The following is a 19,136-nucleotide window of genomic DNA, read 5'->3' on the forward strand; positions in this document are numbered from 1 at the left end:
GTAAGGAATGGGTTTGTTTCAGAAAAATTTTGCTTATAGGTGATACGAGTTTATGCAAATGGATTTGATGCGGCAAGCCTCGGTGCTGGTAGTAGATGGCAGCGAGAACGATCGCAAACAATTGAAGAATATCCTGGCACTGCGCGTGAAGCTTTGGGGCGTGAATGCGGGCTGTGAGGCCTTGGCCTATATGGGAAACACCAGCCCGGACCTCGTGCTGTTGTCGGCAGACCTGCCGGATATGGATGGCTTCGAGCTCTTGCGCCGCATGCGTGAGGATGTGCAGCTGCGGGAAATCCCGGTCATCATGATGACGCCGGATCAGAGCCAGAAGGCTGAGGCTGCAATCACGATGGCTGGCGCCTTTGATATCGTGCGCAAGCCCTTCGTGCCCATCATCGTCGTCAAGAAGGTGGAGCAGGTACTGGAGCTTGAGTACCTCCATCGTCATCTGCGCAGCGAGGTCAGGCGCCAGACGCGACTCGCTGAGGAGCGTCTGGCATCGAGCCAGCGGCTGTTCGAGGAGACGGTCATGGCGCTCGCGAAGACCATCGATGCCAAGGATGCCTATACGCGCGGCCATTCGCAGCGCGTAGGCCGCTATGCGCGTTTCATCGCGTACAAGCTGGGCTGGCATGAAGAGGAGCAGCAGAAGATCTACTTCATGGGGCTGCTGCATGATATCGGCAAGATCGGCGTGCCGGAAGCCATCATCAACAAGCCCGACAAGCTGACAGATGAGGAGTACGACAAGATCAAGGAGCATACGGTCATCGGTTCGGAGATACTGGAGCTTGTCGCAGAGTTCCCGGAGCTGACGATCGGTGCGCGTTCGCATCATGAACGCTTCGATGGCAAGGGCTATCCCGATGGCAAGAAGGGCGATGAGATTCCCATCTATGCGCGCATCATCGCTGTGGCTGATGCCTATGATGCGATGACTTCCAAGCGCAGTTATCGCGATGTGCTGCCGCAGAATGTCGTGCGCGATCAGATCGCCAAGGGCCGGGGCAGCCAGTTCGATCCGGAATTTGCTGATGTGATGCTGCAGATAATCGACGAGGATGTCGATTACATCCTGCATGAGCGCTGAAACTGGATATCGGAGACTACCGCATGAACGCTGCTGACGTTCTGCGGTTTTTTTATAGCCCGTAGTTATCGAAATAATACAAAAACTTTATCGCATATAGTTCGGAATATATAGACAATTCACTATACTTATGCTAAGATAATTTACAGGCAATCAATCGTTTCAGTTGTATTTTCAATCTTAGAATGGGGGGACACTCAATGGTTACATTCCTGATTGCTTTACTGGCACTTATCGGTGGTTATTTCATCTATGGCAAGATAGTCGACAACTTGTTCGGCCCGACCGACAAGCCGACACCGGCCCTCGTCCATAACGACGGCGTTGACTACATCCCCTTGCCGACCTGGCGTGTTTTCATGATCCAGCTGCTCAACATCGCTGGCCTGGGCCCGATCTTCGGTGCTTTGGGCGGTGCGCTTTGGGGGCCCTCGGTATACCTTTGGATTGTCCTCGGTACGATTTTTGCCGGTGGCGTCCACGACTACCTTTCGGGAATGATTTCCTTGCGTGAGGATGGCAAGAGTATTTCCGAGGTCGTCGGCCATCACATGGGCAGCACGATGCTGTTCATCATGCGCGTGTTCTCCGTAGTGTTGCTGGTACTCGTCGGTACTGTCTTCATGACGGGGCCGGCAGGCTTGTTGGCGAAACTCACGGGTGTGGCCGTCACGGTTGTCCTGCCCTGCGTCCTGCTCTACTACTTCCTGGCAACCTTGCTGCCAATCGATGCGCTGATCGCCCGCTTCTATCCGCTGTTCGGCGCCTGCCTCATCATCATGGCGCTGGGCATCATGGGCGGCATGCTCTTCGGTGTCGGCGGGCATACGATGCCGGAGCTCCAGCTGGCCAATCTGCATCCCAAAGGGGATGCGATGCCGATCTGGCCGCTGATGTTCATCACGGTTGCCTGTGGTGCTGTCTCGGGCTTCCATTCCACGCAGTCGCCGATCATGGCCCGCTGCCTCCGCGATGAGCGCCTGGGCCGTCCGGTATTCTACGGGGCGATGGTCTCCGAGGGTATCATCGCTTTGATCTGGGCCGCTGCTGGTGTCACGTTCTACGATGGCACGGGCGGGCTTGCCAAGGCCATGGCTGCTGGCGGCGCTGGCTCGGTGGTCTATGATATCTGCGTCGGCTTCATGGGTGGCTCGGGCAGCATGACCGGCTATATCGGTGCGACGCTGGCAATGCTCGGTGTCATCGCCTGCCCCATCACTTCGGGTGATACGGCGTTCCGCAGTGCGCGCCTGACGCTGGCTGACTGGTTCGGCGTCGAGCAGACCAAGGCGCTCAAGCGCTTGTTGTTTGCCGTGCCGCTGCTGGCTATCGGCGGTATCCTCTCACAGATGGATTTCAACATCATTTGGCGTTATTTCTCGTGGACGAATCAGACGCTGGCCATGATTGTCCTCTGGACGGGTGCGACTTATCTCTACCGCGTCCACAAGGGCAGCAAGGCGTGGATGATCCCCGCCGTACCAGCAACGTTCATGTCGGCGGTCACTTTCACGTATATCCTGCAAGCGCCAGAGGGCTTCCAGCTGGCAACGAGCATCACGTATCCGTGCGGTATCATCTTTGCTGTCTGCTGCGTGGCGCTGTTCGCGAAGAAGATCCTCATGAGCAAACAGGACTGAGATTGATGGCTGAGGCCTTCCCTGCGGGGAGGGCCTTTTTTCTGCCTTGACATCGGAGCCTTTCACGTATAAAATACATTTATAGTCATGCGAATGATTATTGATTTTATTGTGGAGGTGAACTCTTGAAAAAAGAAAAATTTACGGTTACAGGTATGACCTGCTCGGCTTGCTCGGCCAGAGTGCAGCGGGCCGTCGAGAAAATAGCAGGCACGCAGGCCGTCAATGTCAATCTGCTGACCAACAGCATGCAGCTTGAGTACGATGAGCAGCTCACAGATCCGGCGGCCATCGTGGCAGCGGTCGAAGGGGCTGGCTACGGAGCCAGCTGCCAGGGGGATGGGACGGCGGCGGTCCCCCAGGAGAAGATGGCCGATACGCAGGCCGTGTCATTACGCCGTCGGCTGGTCTGGTCGGTGGTGTTCCTGCTGCCAGTCATGGCCGTGTCGATGCATGCAATGCTTTTCATGGCGCTGGGGATGCCCGTGCCAGCTGGCATAGCGGCCCTGCTTGACGGGCCGGAGAATGCGGTCACCTTTTCCTTCCTGCAGATGCTGCTCGTGTTGCCAGTCATGTATCTGAACCGCCGCTTCTATATCGTGGGGGCGCGGACGCTGCTTCAAGGTTCGCCGAATATGGATACGCTGGTCGGCATGGGCTCGCTGGCAGCTGCGCTGTTTGGCGTCTTTGCGATCTTCCGCATCGGCTGGGGGCTGGGCCATGGTGATATGGCCCTCGTGCTGGAGTACAGCCAGAACCTCTATTTCGAGTCAGCGGGCATGATTGTCACGCTGATCACTGTCGGCAAGTATCTTGAGGCGCGGGCCAAGGGACAGACGAGCCGGGCGCTCGAAAAGCTCATGGATCTGGCCCCGAAGCAGGCGGTGGTCCTGCGGGCGGGGACGGAACAGCTAGTTCCTGTGGAGAAACTGGCCGTGGGCGATATCGTTGTTGTCCGTCCGGGCGAGCGGATCCCGGTGGACGGTGTGATAGTGGAAGGCACGACGAGCGTGGACGAGTCGGCCATATCGGGCGAGAGCATTCCCGTGGAGAAGGGGGCTGGCGATTCGGTGGTCTCAGCGACCATCAACAAGACAGGCTTCATCCATTTCCGGGCTGAGCGTATCGGCGAGGATACAACCATCAGCCAGATCATCCGGCTGGTCGATGAGGCCAGTGCCAGCAAGGCACCGATCGCGCGGCTTGCCGATAAGATCGCAGGCGTCTTTGTCCCTGCGGTCATTGCCATCGCTCTGGCTGCGGGCGGCATCTGGCTCCTGCTGGGCGCCAGCGTGGAGTTCGCGTTCTCGATTGCCATATCGATCCTGGTCATCTCGTGCCCCTGTGCGCTGGGGCTGGCGACGCCGGTGGCCATCATGGTAGGCACGGGCAAGGGGGCTGAGCACGGCATCTTGATAAAATCCGGCGAGGCCCTGGAACTGGCTCAGGCTATCGATACCGTCGTCCTGGATAAGACCGGTACGATTACCGAGGGCAAGCCGCGGGTAGTGGAGATCCAGCCGCTGGGGATCAGTGCGCCGGAGCTCCTGGCGGCAGCTGCGGGCCTGGAACAGGGCAGCGAACATCCGCTGGCCGAGGCCGTAGTGGCTTATGCCCGTGAGCAAGGCGTGCATCCCGTGGCGATGACGGAGTTTGCGGCTGTCTTTGGCCGCGGCGTCCAAGCCAAGCAGGGGAAAGAGACCTGGCTGGCGGGCAATGCCCAGTTCCTGATGGAACAGGGCGTCGTGCTCGAAGGCTGCCAGCAGCGCATCGATGCGCTGGCGGATGCGGGCCAGACGCCGCTACTGTTTGCGCGGGGCTCGCAGCTCGTCGGCATCATTGGCGTGGCCGATACGGAAAAGCCGACGAGTGCTGAGGCAATCCGCCGCTTCAAGGCCATGGGCATCGATGTGGTCATGCTGACTGGCGACAATGCGCGCACGGCTGAGGCCGTCCGCCGCCGCTTGGATATCCCCAGGGTCATTGCAGGCGTCCTGCCGGCGCATAAGGAAGAGCACATCGCGGCGCTGCAGGCTGCGGGCCATAAGGTCGCGATGATCGGCGATGGCATCAACGATGCACCGGCATTGGCACGCGCGGATGTCGGCATCGCCATCGGTGCCGGCACCGATATCGCCATCGAAAGTGCCGATGCCGTGCTCGTGAAGAACGATCTGCTCGCTGCGGTCGATGCGGTGCGGTTGTCGAAGGCGGTCATCCGGAACATCCGCGAGAATCTGTTCTGGGCATTTTTCTACAATGTCATCTGCATCCCGCTGGCGGCGGGGGTATTCTATACGGCAGCGGGCATCAAGCTCTCGCCGGTCGTGGGCGCGGCGGCCATGAGCCTGTCGAGTGTCTGCGTCTGCCTGAACGCTTTGCGGCTGCGCTGGTTCCAGCCTGTCGTGGCAGGAACGGGGCTCGGGGCCGCTGCGGAGCATAGGGGTATAGAGGAACATAAGGAGGAAAAAGAGATGGAAACGACTTTGAAGATTGAGGGCATGATGTGCCAGCATTGCCAGAAACACGTCAACGATGCGCTGGCCAAGATGGATGGCGTCACCAGCGTCACGGTTGACCTTGAGGGCGGCAAGGCTGAGGTGACGGCCAGCCGCGAGATTCCCCGCGAGGAATTCAAGACGGTCATCGAGGCGGCCGGCTACGAGCTCGTGGATTGATCGCATGACAGGAAAAGAGCTGTTGCAGCTGGCAACAGCTCTTTTTGTTTTCGCGCGGGCCTGCGCTTCCCGGCCGGCTGGTTGATTTCGGCGGCTTTGCGCTTGCTGATGGCCAGGCCGTTCCGAGGGCCGGTGATGACGGCGATCAGAGGGGCGATTCCTTCGCGGGGATGTGGCTGGTTTTTTATATTTCAGGCAGGTGTTTTTTTTTCTTTTCGCGAATAGTATTACTGACGAAAGATTTGATGGATCCGCGAGGAGGCAGGGAATCTTATGTACTATTATTGCTTGATTGATTTCTTGGCTTTGCTGGTGCTGCTCATCATCAACCATGATGTCCTGCTGAAAAAGGCAGATGCAGCGGACTCGCCGGTGCAAAAGCGTTACCGCTATTTCCTGTATGCGGTCATCGCTTATTATTTCACCGATATGATTTGGTACTGGCTCTATGTCGAGTCTTGGCTCAGCTGGCTGTACATAGATACCGAAGTGTATTTGGTCGTGATGGCGGCAGGCATCCTGCTCTGGGCAAGGTTTGCGGTGGAGTATCTGGGCAGCCGGACAGGCTTCAGCAAGCTGCTGATCTATGCCGGGCGCATCTTGTTTGTCTATGTGCTCATCGTCACGCCGCTCAACCGCTGGTATCCGATCATGTTCTGGTTTGATGGCGAGGGTGTCTATCAGACTGGCATAGCCCGGGAGCTGATGTTCATCGCACAGGTGGCATTATTGCTGCTGACTGCGGTATATACCCTTTCCGTATCGCTGCACAGCGTGGATAGGAAGCGGCAGCGCCATCGGACGATTGGCCTTTCCGGCCTGATCATGATGGTCTTCGTGGCGGTGCAGATCTTCTTCCCCACCTATCCCCTCTATGCCATCAGTTATATGCTGGGGTGCTGCCTGTTGCGCACTTTTGTCATCGAGAACGAGCGGGAGGAGTACCGCTCCAGCCTGGAGATCGCGCTGGAGCGGGAGAAAGAGCATTTTCAGGAGCTCAAGAACGCTTGGAAGCTCGCGTATACGGATGCGCTGACGGGGGTCAAGACCAAGCTGGCCTATGTGGAAAAAGGAGAACAGATCGACAGGCAGATCGCCGATGGCACAATCAGGAATCTGGCGATTGCGGTCTTTGATGTCAATGACCTGAAGCAAGTCAATGACAGCTTAGGGCATGATATCGGCGATGCGTTCATCAAGAAGGCCTGCCGGCTGATATGCGGGGTCTTCAAGAAGAGTCCCGTGTACCGTGTGGGCGGCGATGAATTCGTAGCTGTCCTCGAACAGGAAGACTATGAAGACAGGCACCGGCTGCTGCAGGCCTTCAACCAGCAGATAGAGGCCAACAGGCAGAATGGCTCTGTGGTCATCGCGGTGGGCATGGTGGAATACAAGCCCGGCGAGGACAAGAGCTATAAGCGTATCTTTGAACGGGCGGACATGCAGATGTACCAGCGGAAGCGGGAGCTCAAAGCACTGGCTGACGAGCCTGCTGTCTTCGTGGGAAAACCTGAAAACACATAGATGAAAACGCGGCTGTCAGCAGCCCCTGGGCAGGACAGAAGGGGGGGACGGCCTACTGCCCAGACAGATTTTAATGTTTTTCTTGGGATTTCGCGCAGGATCTGTGATACAATAGACATAATATCAGAGTATCGATACAGAGGGGGATTTTTGAGATGAAGAAATATATTGCAGCGTTATGCATGGCTTGCTTGCTGGCTTTTTCAGCTAATGCATTGGCGGCGACGCCGGATGCTGCGGCATTGTCGGGGGAGCAGGAGATTGCTGTTAAATGGATGGATGCCATGCTTGTCAAGCAGGATTCGGCAGCGGTTATCAAATTGCTGGACCCAGAGAGACAGAAGAAGATCTCGCAAGATGATCTGGCAAAGAATTTGTCGCAGCTCAGCCAGAAATACGGGAAATATCAGGAATCCCGCTTTATCAGCTGGACGCGCTTCGATCAAGCGGATCAGATGATTTATCTCATGCACTTTGAGAAAGAACAGCTGGTACGCTGTGAGCTGCTGTTCAATAAGAAAGGACAGCTTGAGGGTTTCTCGCTGGCAGCGCTCAAAGAGAATGCAAAAGACCAGCAAACGGAAAAGAAATAAGCAGCAAGAGCTTTTCGGCCGGCAGTCGTCACTGCCGGCCGTTGCTATTTTTTGATACACTGTTATAATGGAAGATAGAGTATCAGAATGGAGGAATACGGATGAAACGCAGTGAGCGCATCTATCATTACATCCAGGAAAAGTCAGCGGCTTATACAAAAGAACGGCTGACGGGACAGGTTGGATTTGATGCGCAGGAGATTGCAGCCGCGCTCGATATCCTGCGCAATAATGTATCCAAGGAACTCAATGAACTGCATCGGCAGGACCGCATTGTCAAGTTTGCGGGCCGGCCGGTGCGTTATTTTGACAAGGAGACGCTGGAAACTTTGCTGGATACGGATTTTGGGGTGGGGCCCTGTCAGTTCCAGGATATTGGCCAGTGCCGGGAGTCCAGCGGCGAAAGTGCGGCGGATATGAATCCCTTCGAGCACCTTATCGGTGCGGACAAGAGTCTCAAGCGGCAGGTCGAGCAGGCTAAGGCGGCCATCCTTTATCCGCCGGATGGCTTGCATACATTGATTGTTGGCCAGACCGGTGTCGGCAAGACTTTGTTTGCGCATATGATGTTTGCCTATGGCAAGTCGATGCATCGTTTTGGCAATGAGGCGCCGTTCATTACGTTCAATTGTGCGGACTATTATAACAATCCGCAGCTTTTGATTTCGCATGTGTTTGGACATATCAAAGGGGCATTCACCGGCGCAGATACAGCGAAGGCTGGTCTTGTGGAGGAGGCCGATGGCGGTGTGCTGTTCCTTGATGAGATTCATCGCTTGCCGCCGGAAGGCCAGGAGATGATTTTCTATTTCATGGATACGGGTACCTTCAACCGCCTGGGCGAGACGACGCGCAGCCGCAGGGCCAAGGTCCTGATCATCGGCGCGACGACGGAGGACCCGAACTCGGCGCTCACGCGCACCTTCGTACGCCGCATCCCGAATATCATCACGATACGGCCGCTGGCTGAGCGCACGCTGGAAGAACAGCTCGACATACTCAAGCTGCTCTTCATGGATGAGGCCCAGCGGGTCAAGAAGCCGGTGCGCATCAGCGTGGAGTCGGTCAAAGCCTTGATCGGCAGCATCGGCAGCGGCAATGTCGGCCAGCTCAAGTCCAACATCAAGCTCTTGTGTGCCCAGGCCTTCCTCAATGGCATCGACAATCCCAATTATATCGAGGTCGATTTCAAGATGCTGCCGGGCAACGTCAAGGACGGCCTGCTGACGCTGTCGGCCAATCGCCAGGCGCTGACGGAGCTGACGAAGTACGTGAGCGAACCGCTGGTGGTATCGCCGCCGGGGCGGAAACTGCAGCTTGAGGATGAGAGCGGCGGCGAAGGCGGCTTCAATCTGTATCAGGTGGTCGAGGACAAGGTGGCCCTGCTGAAGGGCGAGGGCATCAGCGATGATCTCATCAAGCAGATCGTGGCGACCGATGTCAATGTCTATGTCAAAGACCTCTATAATAAGAAGCATTCGGTCAATATGACGACGCGCGAACGCCTGCTGAAGATTGTGGACGAAGCGCTCGTGGATTTTTCGGAGCAGGTTTCGCTGTTCGTGCAGAAACGCATGAATCGCAGCTACCGCGACCGCTTCCTCTATGCCTTCAGCCTGCATCTGTCGGCGTTCCTCAAGCGCGTCAAATCGAAAGAGTCGATCCCGTATACGGAAATCGAGGGCGCGGTGCCGCAGGATTCGCAGTGCTTGCAGGTGGCGGTCGAAATCGGCGAGATGGTCGAGAAGCACTACCATCTGAAGGTGCCGCGCAATGAGATCGAGTATATCGCCCTGCTGCTGGAGTCCTCCGATGATGATGACCTTGATGAGAAGGTAACGATTCTTGTGGCAACACATGGCAAGAGTACGGCAAGTTCGATGGTCGATGTTGCGCAGAAACTTTTCAGTTCGGCGGATATGAATATCATTGCCGTCGATATGCCGTTGGAGGTCAAGCCGCAGGCAATTTTTGACAAGACAGCGGCAATGCTGCAGGCGATGAAGTGTACCAAGGGTGTATTGATCCTGGCGGATATGGGGTCACTTTGCAATATCGGTTCGATGCTGGCAGAGAAACTCAAGATTCCAATCCGCACGCTCGATATGGTATCGACGCCACTGATTCTTGAGGCTATGCGCAAGGTGGATATTGCCGGGATGGACCTTGATAGCATCTATGAGTCCTTGCGTAACTTTAAAGGCTATGAAGCGGTGGATTCAACGGATACCATTGCCGAAGGGGAAAATGGGCCGGAGGCTATCGTGACAATCTGTTCGACAGGACAGGGGGCAGCGCTCAAGCTCAAGTCTTTGGTGGAGGAAATCCTGCGCAATGCTGGCCGCTCTGTGGAAGTTATCCCCATCGGGCTGGTGCATATGGATGAACGCATCGAGGAAATTGCGAAAAGCTATCATATCGTAGCCGCTGTCGGGATGAAAAAGCCGCAGGTACAGGTGCCGTTCATTTCGCTCGAACAACTTATTGATGGCTCAGGTGAGCAGCTGCTGGCTGAGCTCATGCTGGATCGGAACATAAGTATGGTACCTAAAGCAAAAAGCAATCTGGTCGTGCAGAAGCTTTGCGAAGAATCTTTGCAGAAATTCCTGACCTACCTGAATCCGGCTAAGGTCATGGGGGGGTTGCTGGAGTTTGACCGGCAGCTTGAGACGGAGCTGGGAATCAAGCTTTCCAATCCGCTGCGCATCCGCATCATCGTTCATTGCGGTTGTGCGCTCGAGCGTATCGTCACGCGCAGTCCGCTGGTCTACAAGGGCGATAAATCTGCAGTTGATACACAAAAACTCGCAGCGGTCAAAAAAGCGGCCAGAGTATTCGATAAGACACTAAAGCTCCGCTTTGATGAAGATGAGTTCTATTTTATGGCCGATATGATATAAAACAATAAGAAAAATATGCAATATGATACACTATGGTGCGAAAATGCGCCATAGTGTATTTTGTTTGGGTATATTTTATTTTCTGACAGTATCAAAGCGTATCAAAAAGCATATGGAAGTGTATTAAATGTGTATCAATAGTATCGGAGAGAAAAAAACTTATCTGAAAAAACCCTGTAAAATCAAGCGAAAGAAGAATTTTTCATTTTGATACACAAAGTTGGCACGCGTCTTGCAATATATAAGGGCGTAAGGCAAAAAGCCAAAAACATTCAGATTCGACCAAAAACGAAAGTGGTTATAGGTAGTTGATTCTTAAGGAGGTACTTTGAATGTTTGGTATTATCGTTGGTACGCACGGAATCTTTGCACAGGAACTCGTAAAATCCTGTGAAATGATTTGCGGTGAGCAGAAAAATGTTCGTGCTGTGACGCTGGTCCCGGGTGAGGGACCGGATGATGTCGTCAAGAAATACGAGGCAGCAATTGCTGAGCTCGACTGTGAGGGCGGCGTCCTGTTCCTGAATGATCTGTTCGGTGGCAGTCCGTACAACGCTGCATGCCGTCTGGTTATCAGCAATGAGAACTACGGCATCGTGACGGGTGTGAATCTCCCGATGCTTATCGAGATGTGCAGCGCTCAGCTGATCGATGATGGTTCGGATATCCAGGCACTGATGGAAAAAGCTGTCGAAGCCGGTAAGAACGGCACGCAGACGTTCCATGCCAGCCAGATTTCCGATGATGAGGAGGAGGACTTATAATGAATATCGTATTAGCAAGAATTGATGATCGTCTGATTCATGGCCAGGTTGCCACGGTCTGGTCGAAGGTAACGGGCTGCTCGCGCATCATCGTTTGCGATGATGATGTAGCCAAGGATACGATTCGTGCTACGCTTTTGAAACAGGTTGCACCGGCGGGAATCAAATCCCATGTCGTTGACCTTGACAAGGCTATCCGCGTTTATGAGAATCCGAAATATGAGAATGAGAAATGCCTGCTGCTGTTCACGAATCCGACCAGCGTTCTCTACCTGGTCGAGCATGGCGTTGACATCAAGAGCGTCAACATCGGCGGCATGAGCTTCAAAGAAGGCAAGCATCAGATTACGGGTGCTGTTTCCGTTGATGACAAGGACATCGAGGCCTTCAAGAAACTCAACGAGAAAGGCATCGAGCTTGAAATCCGTAAAGTTGATACGGACAAGAAAGTTATGCTGATGGATGTCCTTAAATAAGGATATTCTTCATATGACTGGCAGGGAGCAATTTGGGAAGGCTTCTTGTCAGGGAAAATTCATATTACATAATGGAGGGAATACACAATGAGCTCTATTCAAATCCTGCTTATCTTTATCTTTGCGACAATCGCAGGCATGGGGTCCTGTCTGGACGAGATGCAGACGCATCGCCCGCTTATCGCCTGCACAGTCACTGGTCTTATTTTGGGGGATATGACGACTGGTATCATCATCGGTGGTACGCTTGAAATGATGGCACTGGGCTGGATGAACATCGGTGCTGCAATTGCACCGGATGCTGCACTGGCTTCCGTTATTTCGACGATTCTCGTTATCGCCAGCCATCAGGATGTGGCAACGGGTATCGCTATCGCTATGCCACTTGCTGCTGCCGGTCAGGTCCTGGCAATCATTTGTAAGACGGTTTCCGTTGTATTCCAGCATAAAGCAGACGATTACGCAGAAGAGGGGAATCTTTTTGGTATCGATCTGTGCAACTACGGCGCTCTGATCCTGCAGGGTCTGCGTGTCGGTATCCCGGCTTTGCTCGTCGCTATGACGGTCGGTACGGGTGCTGTTGAGAACATGCTCAACGCTATTCCGCCGGTCATCTCTGGTGGTCTTCAGGTTGCTGGTGGCTTCATCGTTGTTGTAGGTTATGCAATGGTCATCAACATGATGGGTGCTCAGTACCTCATGCCGTTCTTCTTCCTCGGTTTCGTTGTGGCAGCGTTCACGAACTTCAACCTCGTTGCTCTCGGTGTCATCGGTCTTGTAGCCGCTATCGTCTACATCCAGCTGAACCCGAAATATCAGGCAGTAGCCGCAGCTCCGGCAGCAGCAGCTTCCAGCTCTGACGACGATCTTGATGACGAACTTGACTAAGCGCGAATAGAGGAGGATATACATAATGGAAAAGAAAATTACTTCCAGCGATTTTTTCTGGACTTTCGTCCGTTCTAACTTCCTGCAGGCATCCTGGAACATGGAGCGTATGCAGGGCCTGGGCTACTGCTTCGGCATGGTACCAATCCTTCGCCGTCTCTATGAGGGTGAGGAACTCAAGAAAGCAATCAAACGTCACCTCGAGTTCTATAACACGCAGCCATTCGTAACGGCACCGATCATCGGTATCACGGCAGCTCTTGAGGAGAAGAAAGCCAACGGCGCACCGATCGAAGATGGTGTCATCAACGGTATCAAAGTCGGTATGATGGGCCCTCTGGCCGGTGTCGGTGACCCGATTTTCTGGGGCACGCTCCGTCCGATCACGGCAGCTCTTGGTGCATCCTTTGCACTGACGGGCAGCATCGTCGGTCCGATCCTGTTCTTCGTCCTGTTCAATGCAATCCGTCTGGCAGTCCGCTGGTACGGCATCAAATACGGCTATGCCAAAGGTACGGACATCGTCAAAGACATCGCTGGCAACAAGCTCCAGAAGATCACGGAAGGTGCTTCCATTCTCGGTCTGTTCGTCATGGGTGCTCTCGTAAACAAATGGACGTCGGTCAATATCCCGGTTGTCGTTTCGGAAATCACGAACGCTAAAGGCGAGCATGTCGTCACGACGGTCCAGGGTATCCTTGACCAGCTCATGCCGGGTCTTGTACCGCTGCTCATGACGTTTGCCTGCATGGCACTCCTCAAGCGCAAAGTCAGCGCTATCACGATTATTTTCGGTCTGTTCGCAGTTGGTATTATCTGCTATGCCCTCGGCATCATGAACGTAAAATAAAACAACGTTACAAATTTGGGAAAGGAGCTGATTTTCGGCTCCTTTTTCGGTTGAAATACTTTACTTTTATGGCTGAGTTTCGTACAATAAAGAAGTATGGTTTGATAACAGTGATTTATTTATTCTTAGTTTTTTTAGGTTTGGTAGGAGAGATGTTTCCATGATTAAAAAAGCGATTGCGGTAATGACATCTGGCGGCGACAGCCCGGGAATGAATGCGGCTGCCCGTGCAGTAGTCCGCACGGCATTGTATGAGGGTGTAGAGGTTTATGGCATCAATAACGGCTATCAGGGTATGGTCGACGATGATATCGTCAAGCTCACGAGCCGCAGCGTCAGCGATCTCATCCAGCGCGGTGGTACGTTCCTCGGCACGGCCCGCTGCATGGAGTTCAAGACGCCGGAAGGCCGCAAGAAGGGCTTTGACAACTTGATGAAACACGGCATCGAAGGTCTCGTAATCATCGGTGTCGACGGCAGCCTTACGGGCGGCAGCCTGCTCTCCAAAGAAACGGGTATGCCGATTGTTGGCCTGCCGGGAACGATTGATAATGATGTTTGGGGCATGGATTATACGATTGGCTGCGATACGGCTGCCAACACGATTGTCGATGCTATCAACAAGCTGCGCGATACGGCTTCGGCTCATCGCCGTATCATGCTCGTCGAGGTCATGGGCCGCAACTCTGGCTGGCTGGCTATGATGGCTGGCATCGCTGGCGGTGCGGAGTATGTCCTCGTTCCGGAGGTAAAATACGATCTCGATGAGATGTGTCATGAACTCAAGGCTATGTATGATGCTGGCAAACGCTACAGCATCATCGTCGTTGCCGAGGGCGCTGGCTCGGCTGTGGGCCTTGGCCAGGTCGTCGAGGAGAAGACGGGCATCGATACGCGCGTATCGGTACTTGGCCATATCCAGCGTGGGGGATCGCCGACGGTCGAGGACCGCATGAAGGCTTCGATGCTGGGTGAGAAGGCTGCACTGGCTATCATTTCGGGTGCGACGAATGTTGTCTTCGGTTTCAATGAGGGCAAGGTGGTAAGCGTCAACCTGTTTGATGCCGTCAATAATCAGAAAACGTTGGATCCAGAGCTTGTACGCCTGGCTCGTGTGCTCGCATAAGATGAATCTGGGAGTCCCACTGGTAACACAGTGGGACTTTTCGCGAAAAAGGGTGTATTAGAGAGTTGGGGAAACACAGAAAGGCTACCTTGTGGAAGGGGCTGCGGCGGGCAATCCTGCTCGCTGCCAGCCTGCTCCTGCTGCTGATGCCCAGAGGGCTGGCAGCAGATTTGGACGGGCCGTGGTACTGGCAGGAAGATCCTGTGAGCAGGGACGGCGTGTCTAGTGTGGAAGTGGTGCAGGCTGCGCTTGCCGGTATGGGGAACTGGCAGCCGTATGCGGCACCAGCACAGCCGCCATTCCAGCGTGACGACCAGTATATCTGGCTCATGACCGTGCTGCCGCAGGCCGATGAAATGCGGGATGCATCGCTGCTTATGATGGTGATAGATCAGAGCTTTGAAATCTGGCTGGATGACCGGCAGATATATACGTATGGCAATCTGGAGCCGCAGCTGATGTCCTATGGGCAGAAATGGCATCTGATTCCACTGCCGGCAGATTATGCTGGCCGCCACCTGTATATCCGTACGTTTTCAGCAAATCCGCTTTACTTGGGGGATTTTGGTACGATAAAGCTTGACGCGAGTGTGGTGCAGATGTCAACGCTTATGCGGCAGGATATCCCGTACATCGCCAATATTCCGCTGGCCGTATTCATGATACTGATTATGCTGATGTATTACATGAGTCCTACGGCACCGAAGACGCTGTATGCACAGATTATCCTGTTCATGCTGGCTTTTGTCGTATGGATGATTTGCGCATCGAATACGAAGCAGCTCTTTATCGATGCACCGGTTTTCTGGTGGCTGCTTTGGCGTGTCGATGTTTATTTCCTGCCCATCCTGGCAACATTGATTGTCTATCGGGTAGTGGACAAGCGCTATCGGCGTTCTACCTGGATGGCGATGCTTTCTTTTGTCGTATTGCTGTTCATTGCCGTTTTGTCGGAACTCTTAGGTCTTAACGGGTTGGATGGTTGTGCTTCAGCATTCTATATCATGCTGCCGGCTATCGAGGGGCTGGTATCGTATTGGACAATCCGTTCGGCTATCCGCGGGAATAAATATTGCCGGGCTTTGTTGGTGCCATTGGTGGGAATGGTCAGTATCGGTTCGATCGATGGGTTCTCGCGTCATTTTCATTGGCTGCCTGAAGTTTGGTATCTGTTGCCGTATGGTACGGTAACTATCGGTATTTTTATCCTGTATATTATCCAGCAGCAGATCCGCCGGGAGCGCATGTTATCGGCAAAGGCTGCAGGCCTTGAGGAAGCTGTAGCAGAGGCAGTGGCGCGCTCAGAGATTGATGCGCTGACGCATTGTTATAACCGCAATCGGATGGAGGCGGTATTGGCGGCGGAAATCCGTCAGCATGGGCCGGAGAAGGAACCGTTTTCACTAATCATGCTCGATATTGATTACTTCAAGGTAATCAATGATACTTATGGGCATGATGCTGGCGATGAGGTACTGGCAGCTTTTGCCGGTGTCATCCGCAAGAATATCAAGAAATCGGATATTTTCATCCGCTGGGGTGGAGAGGAGTTCATCCTCATCTGCCGTGGTTGCTCAAGTGATGAGGCATATTTTGTGGCAGAGCGCTTGCGGCGGCAGGTGGAATGGTCGTGTATCTTTGCGCGCCAGCGTATTACCTGCAGCGTCGGGGTCGCTTCCTGGCAGGGGGCAGATGACAGTGCTGCCCAGCTTATCAAACGTGTCGATACGGCACTTTATACAGCAAAACGCAGCGGCCGCAACATGGTTTGCCGGGAATCACTGCCGCCAGAGAAAATGGATTTAGCATTAAATGGAAATTGAAGATTCAAGGCAAGCAAAAAGCTCTCATTCCCTGAGGATGAGAGCTTTTTGCTTGCCTGTTTTGCCTGGATTATTTTACGAGTGAACCTGGATATTTGAGGGTAGCGAAGTAGTCATCAATGGTCTGGGCGCGGCGGATGAGTTCGATGCTGCCATCTGCGCGCAGCAGGAGCTCGGCGCACCAGAGCTTGCCGTTGTAGTTGAAGCCCATCGCACTGCCGTGGGCGCCTGTATCGTGGATGATCACGAGGTCACCGATATCGATTTTAGGCAGCTTGCGGTCGATGGCGAACTTGTCGTTGTTTTCGCAGAGGGAACCCGTGATGTCGTAGAGATGGTCGCAGGGTTCGTTCTCTTTGCCGGCAATCGTGATGTGGTGGTAGGCACCGTAGAGCGCCGGGCGCATGAGGTTGGCCATGCAGGAGTCGAGGCCGATGTAGTCTTTGTAGGTTTTCTTCTCGTGCAGTACCGTCGATACGAGCCAGCCAGCCGGGCCGGTCATAGCGCGGCCGCTTTCGGTCATGAGGCCGACGTCGCCGAGACCGTTGGGAACCATCATCTCGTCGTAGAGCTGATGGATGCCTTCGCCGATCTCCATGAGGTTCAGGGGCTCCTGGCTGGGCTCGTAGGGGATGCCGAAACCGCCGCCGAGGTTGACGAACTCGACATGGATGCCGAGCTTCTGTTTGAGTTCGACGGCCAGTGTGAACATCAGCTTGGCTGTGAACAGGAAGGCTTCGGTGCGGCGCTCGTTCGAGGCGACCATCGTATGGAGGCCGAAGCGGCGGACGCCTTTGTCCTGCGCTATTCTGTAGGCTTCAAACAGCTGGTCGCGGGTCAGGCCGTATTTGGCTTCAGTCGGCTTGCCAATGATATCGTTGCCTTCGATGAGGTCGCCAGGGTTGTAGCGGAAGCAGAGAATCTTGGGCAGGCCAGCATGTTTCTCGAGGTATTCGATATGGCTGATGTCGTCGAGGTTGATGATGGCACCGAGTTCGATGGCTTTCTGGAATTCATCTGCAGGAGTATCGTTGGAGGTCAAAAGGATTTCCTCGCCCTTTACGCCAGCGATATCGGAGAGCAGCAGCTCGGCAAGGCTGCTGCAGTCGGTGCCGGCACCTTCCTCATGCAGGATCTGCACGATGCGCGGGTTGGGCAGTGCTTTGACGGCGAACTGCTCGCGGAAGGAGGGAGCCCAGGCAAAGGCCTTCTGCAAGGCGCGGATATTTTCGCGGATTGCTTGTTCGTCATAGATGTGGAATGGCGTCGGATATTGGGCGATGATTTCCTGCAGACGGTCTTTGTTCAGTGGGAATACTTTTTTTGCCATGGCGACTACCTCCTGATAACCATAGAGAATTATTCTTGATTGTAAATTTGTAAATAAATTATAACAAGATGGCATAATAAAGTCAATATTTATAATAAAATCGTATATTCATCTTACTGTCTTAGTAAAAATTTATCAGTGAATTTTTATTGAGATTTAATTGCCGTGTAAATCTTAATCACTATAATGTTAGTGTTTTGTGGAAGTCAGGGGGCAAGATGGGAAGGAAGGGTAATGCGTGAGAAAGAAAACAAGTATATTTTTATTGGTCATGTTATGTTTGGCCTTTGTGTTGTCGGGATGTACAAGGATGTCTTCCCTGACGCAGACTGCATGGAAGGATACGGCATTGACAGGTCAGTATTCAATGCTGAATATCCGGATACCAGAGGTCAAGGAGGAAACACCGAAGCTGTTTCACGATAGTGATATGCAGATCAAAGCCTGGACGGCGCGCGATGATTCGCGGGATGTTACGTTTACCGTGGAAAATGCAGCATACGACCCTGCTTTGCATTATTGGATCAATTTGCAGGGGGAGGCGGAAAATGTAAAAGCTATCCTCACAGGTACGCATATGGATGTGCAGAATGTGACGATGGAGACAGCAACTCTTGCTGGCCGGGAGGCCCGGAAAATCGAGTTTGACTATGCAGGGGGACATTTTTTAGCCTATGTAACTGTGGTGGATAACAAGGATATCTGGGCGGTTGTGCTGGATACCAGCAGAGTAAAAGAGCAGGAGCAGGTTCAGCAATTGATACAGGAGATGCTGGATAATCTGAGCGTAGAGATACAGCCGCTGGATCCGGCCAAAGCAGCTGAACAGCAGCAGAAGATAGCGGCCAATGCCCCGCAGGTAGCATTGGGGAATTTGCGGCTGGCAGAAGATTCATTCCTGCATTGGACGTACTTGTGCTTGGATTTACAGAATACAAACTCGCAGCGGACTATTGACCGCTATCGCATACGGGTGTACAGCTACGACAAGAATGGCCAGATCATACCCAAATCAGAAAAACACAGCGGTAAGGTTTATGAGCTGTATGAATACGATAAAAAAATACCGCCAGGACAGTATGCGGATGAAAACTCCGGCTGGCAGGTAAATCCGCAAGCTAAGGGGATCGGCAGATATGAGATAGTGCTTGATTCGATCATCTACACCGATGGTTCGGAATGGAGGGCGTTGGAGGGCCAGGAAATCAAAACTGCAATCGATTTATAACCCGGAAGTAGATGTCGCCCACCTCTATAGGTGACAAGTTCCTTATTTATAAGAGGCGGTGAACATATATCTCCCGCCTCGTTGAAAAGCCAAGAGGAAGTTTTTGCCTGCGGCAAAACTGGAAAAACGGCGTTATAATGGAAAAAGGCAGATGCCGCCAAGAAGCTCCTGCAGAGGGCTTTTGGGCGGCGTTTTGTGTATACGAGGCATAGGTTCTTTTCAT

The 19,136-nt window shown here is 53.6% G+C and carries 14 protein-coding genes; 13 read left to right on the forward strand and 1 reads right to left on the reverse strand.

The genetic code is table 11. The annotated features are described in order from the left end of the window. The first annotated feature begins 52 nt into the window (after positions 1–52). From BM181_RS10380 to BM181_RS10435, 12 genes are all read left to right on the forward strand, one after another. Entirely contained in the window at positions 53–1,093 is a 1,041-nt protein-coding gene (locus BM181_RS10380) for an HD domain-containing phosphohydrolase (RefSeq protein ID WP_256211356.1), read from the forward strand. 200 nt (positions 1,094–1,293) lie between these two features. Then, positions 1,294–2,733: a carbon starvation CstA family protein gene (locus BM181_RS10385; RefSeq protein WP_075444675.1), complete on the forward strand. Its 1,440-nt coding sequence runs from the start codon at positions 1,294–1,296 to the stop codon at positions 2,731–2,733. Between the two features lie 125 nt (positions 2,734–2,858). After that, positions 2,859–5,411, forward strand: a complete 2,553-nt coding sequence (locus BM181_RS10390; protein WP_075444677.1) for a heavy metal translocating P-type ATPase — start codon at positions 2,859–2,861, stop codon at positions 5,409–5,411. 273 nt (positions 5,412–5,684) lie between these two features. Continuing rightward, entirely contained in the window at positions 5,685–6,935 is a 1,251-nt protein-coding gene (locus tag BM181_RS10395; RefSeq protein WP_075444679.1) for a GGDEF domain-containing protein, read from the forward strand. A gap of 155 nt (positions 6,936–7,090) precedes the next feature. Next, positions 7,091–7,528, forward strand: a complete 438-nt coding sequence (locus BM181_RS10400) for a DUF3887 domain-containing protein (RefSeq protein WP_075444681.1) — start codon at positions 7,091–7,093, stop codon at positions 7,526–7,528. 101 nt (positions 7,529–7,629) lie between these two features. Then, positions 7,630–10,428: a sigma-54-dependent transcriptional regulator gene (locus BM181_RS10405; protein ID WP_075444683.1), complete on the forward strand. Its 2,799-nt coding sequence runs from the start codon at positions 7,630–7,632 to the stop codon at positions 10,426–10,428. 332 nt (positions 10,429–10,760) lie between these two features. Next, the gene (locus BM181_RS10410; protein WP_075444685.1) at positions 10,761–11,192 is read left to right on the forward strand and encodes a PTS sugar transporter subunit IIA; all 432 of its coding nucleotides are present in this window, start codon (positions 10,761–10,763) and stop codon (positions 11,190–11,192) included. Beyond that, complete coding sequence (locus tag BM181_RS10415) at positions 11,192–11,668, forward strand: mannose/fructose/sorbose PTS transporter subunit IIB (protein WP_075444687.1); 477 nt, start codon at positions 11,192–11,194, stop codon at positions 11,666–11,668. The genes BM181_RS10410 and BM181_RS10415 overlap by 1 nt, the downstream gene beginning before the upstream one ends. Positions 11,669–11,755: 87 nt before the next feature. Next, positions 11,756–12,556: a PTS mannose/fructose/sorbose transporter subunit IIC gene (locus BM181_RS10420; protein WP_033170957.1), complete on the forward strand. Its 801-nt coding sequence runs from the start codon at positions 11,756–11,758 to the stop codon at positions 12,554–12,556. 25 nt (positions 12,557–12,581) lie between these two features. Continuing rightward, positions 12,582–13,406: a PTS mannose transporter subunit IID gene (manZ, locus tag BM181_RS10425; protein ID WP_033170956.1), complete on the forward strand. Its 825-nt coding sequence runs from the start codon at positions 12,582–12,584 to the stop codon at positions 13,404–13,406. Positions 13,407–13,566: 160 nt separating this feature from the next. Next, complete coding sequence (pfkA, locus tag BM181_RS10430; RefSeq protein ID WP_075444689.1) at positions 13,567–14,532, forward strand: 6-phosphofructokinase; 966 nt, start codon at positions 13,567–13,569, stop codon at positions 14,530–14,532. Positions 14,533–14,597: 65 nt separating this feature from the next. Further along, positions 14,598–16,355 (forward strand): GGDEF domain-containing protein, encoded by a 1,758-nt coding sequence (locus tag BM181_RS10435; protein WP_143092164.1) that lies wholly within the window; start codon positions 14,598–14,600, stop codon positions 16,353–16,355. Positions 16,356–16,425: 70 nt separating this feature from the next. Here BM181_RS10435 and BM181_RS10440 read toward each other — a convergent pair whose 3' ends face one another. Continuing rightward, positions 16,426–17,685, reverse strand: coding sequence for a diaminopimelate decarboxylase family protein (locus BM181_RS10440; RefSeq protein WP_075444693.1), 1,260 nt, complete (start codon positions 17,683–17,685; stop codon positions 16,426–16,428). A gap of 310 nt (positions 17,686–17,995) precedes the next feature. Here BM181_RS10440 and BM181_RS10450 point away from each other — a divergent pair, with 310 nt between their 5' ends. Next, positions 17,996–18,913: a DUF5780 domain-containing protein gene (locus BM181_RS10450; protein ID WP_143092165.1), complete on the forward strand. Its 918-nt coding sequence runs from the start codon at positions 17,996–17,998 to the stop codon at positions 18,911–18,913. The last annotated feature ends 223 nt before the right edge of the window (positions 18,914–19,136 follow it).

The organism is Pseudoselenomonas ruminantium (assembly GCF_900113715.1).
Lineage (GTDB): Bacteria > Bacillota > Negativicutes > Selenomonadales > Selenomonadaceae > Selenomonas_A > Selenomonas_A caprae.

Excerpts from the sequence above, each read along its gene's own strand:
- BM181_RS10380 (WP_256211356.1), top strand. The coding sequence starts at position 53 with ATGCAAATGGATTTGATGCGGCAAGCCTCGGTGCTGGTAGTAGATGGC.
- BM181_RS10385 (WP_075444675.1), top strand. The coding sequence starts at position 1,294 with ATGGTTACATTCCTGATTGCTTTACTGGCACTTATCGGTGGTTATTTC.
- BM181_RS10395 (WP_075444679.1), top strand. The coding sequence starts at position 5,685 with ATGTACTATTATTGCTTGATTGATTTCTTGGCTTTGCTGGTGCTGCTC.
- BM181_RS10400 (WP_075444681.1), top strand. The coding sequence starts at position 7,091 with ATGAAGAAATATATTGCAGCGTTATGCATGGCTTGCTTGCTGGCTTTT.
- BM181_RS10405 (WP_075444683.1), top strand. The coding sequence starts at position 7,630 with ATGAAACGCAGTGAGCGCATCTATCATTACATCCAGGAAAAGTCAGCG.
- BM181_RS10410 (WP_075444685.1), top strand. The coding sequence starts at position 10,761 with ATGTTTGGTATTATCGTTGGTACGCACGGAATCTTTGCACAGGAACTC.
- BM181_RS10415 (WP_075444687.1), top strand. The coding sequence starts at position 11,192 with ATGAATATCGTATTAGCAAGAATTGATGATCGTCTGATTCATGGCCAG.
- BM181_RS10420 (WP_033170957.1), top strand. The coding sequence starts at position 11,756 with ATGAGCTCTATTCAAATCCTGCTTATCTTTATCTTTGCGACAATCGCA.
- manZ (WP_033170956.1), top strand. The coding sequence starts at position 12,582 with ATGGAAAAGAAAATTACTTCCAGCGATTTTTTCTGGACTTTCGTCCGT.
- pfkA (WP_075444689.1), top strand. The coding sequence starts at position 13,567 with ATGATTAAAAAAGCGATTGCGGTAATGACATCTGGCGGCGACAGCCCG.
- BM181_RS10440 (WP_075444693.1), bottom strand. The coding sequence starts at position 17,685 with ATGGCAAAAAAAGTATTCCCACTGAACAAAGACCGTCTGCAGGAAATC.
- BM181_RS10450 (WP_143092165.1), top strand. The coding sequence starts at position 17,996 with ATGTCTTCCCTGACGCAGACTGCATGGAAGGATACGGCATTGACAGGT.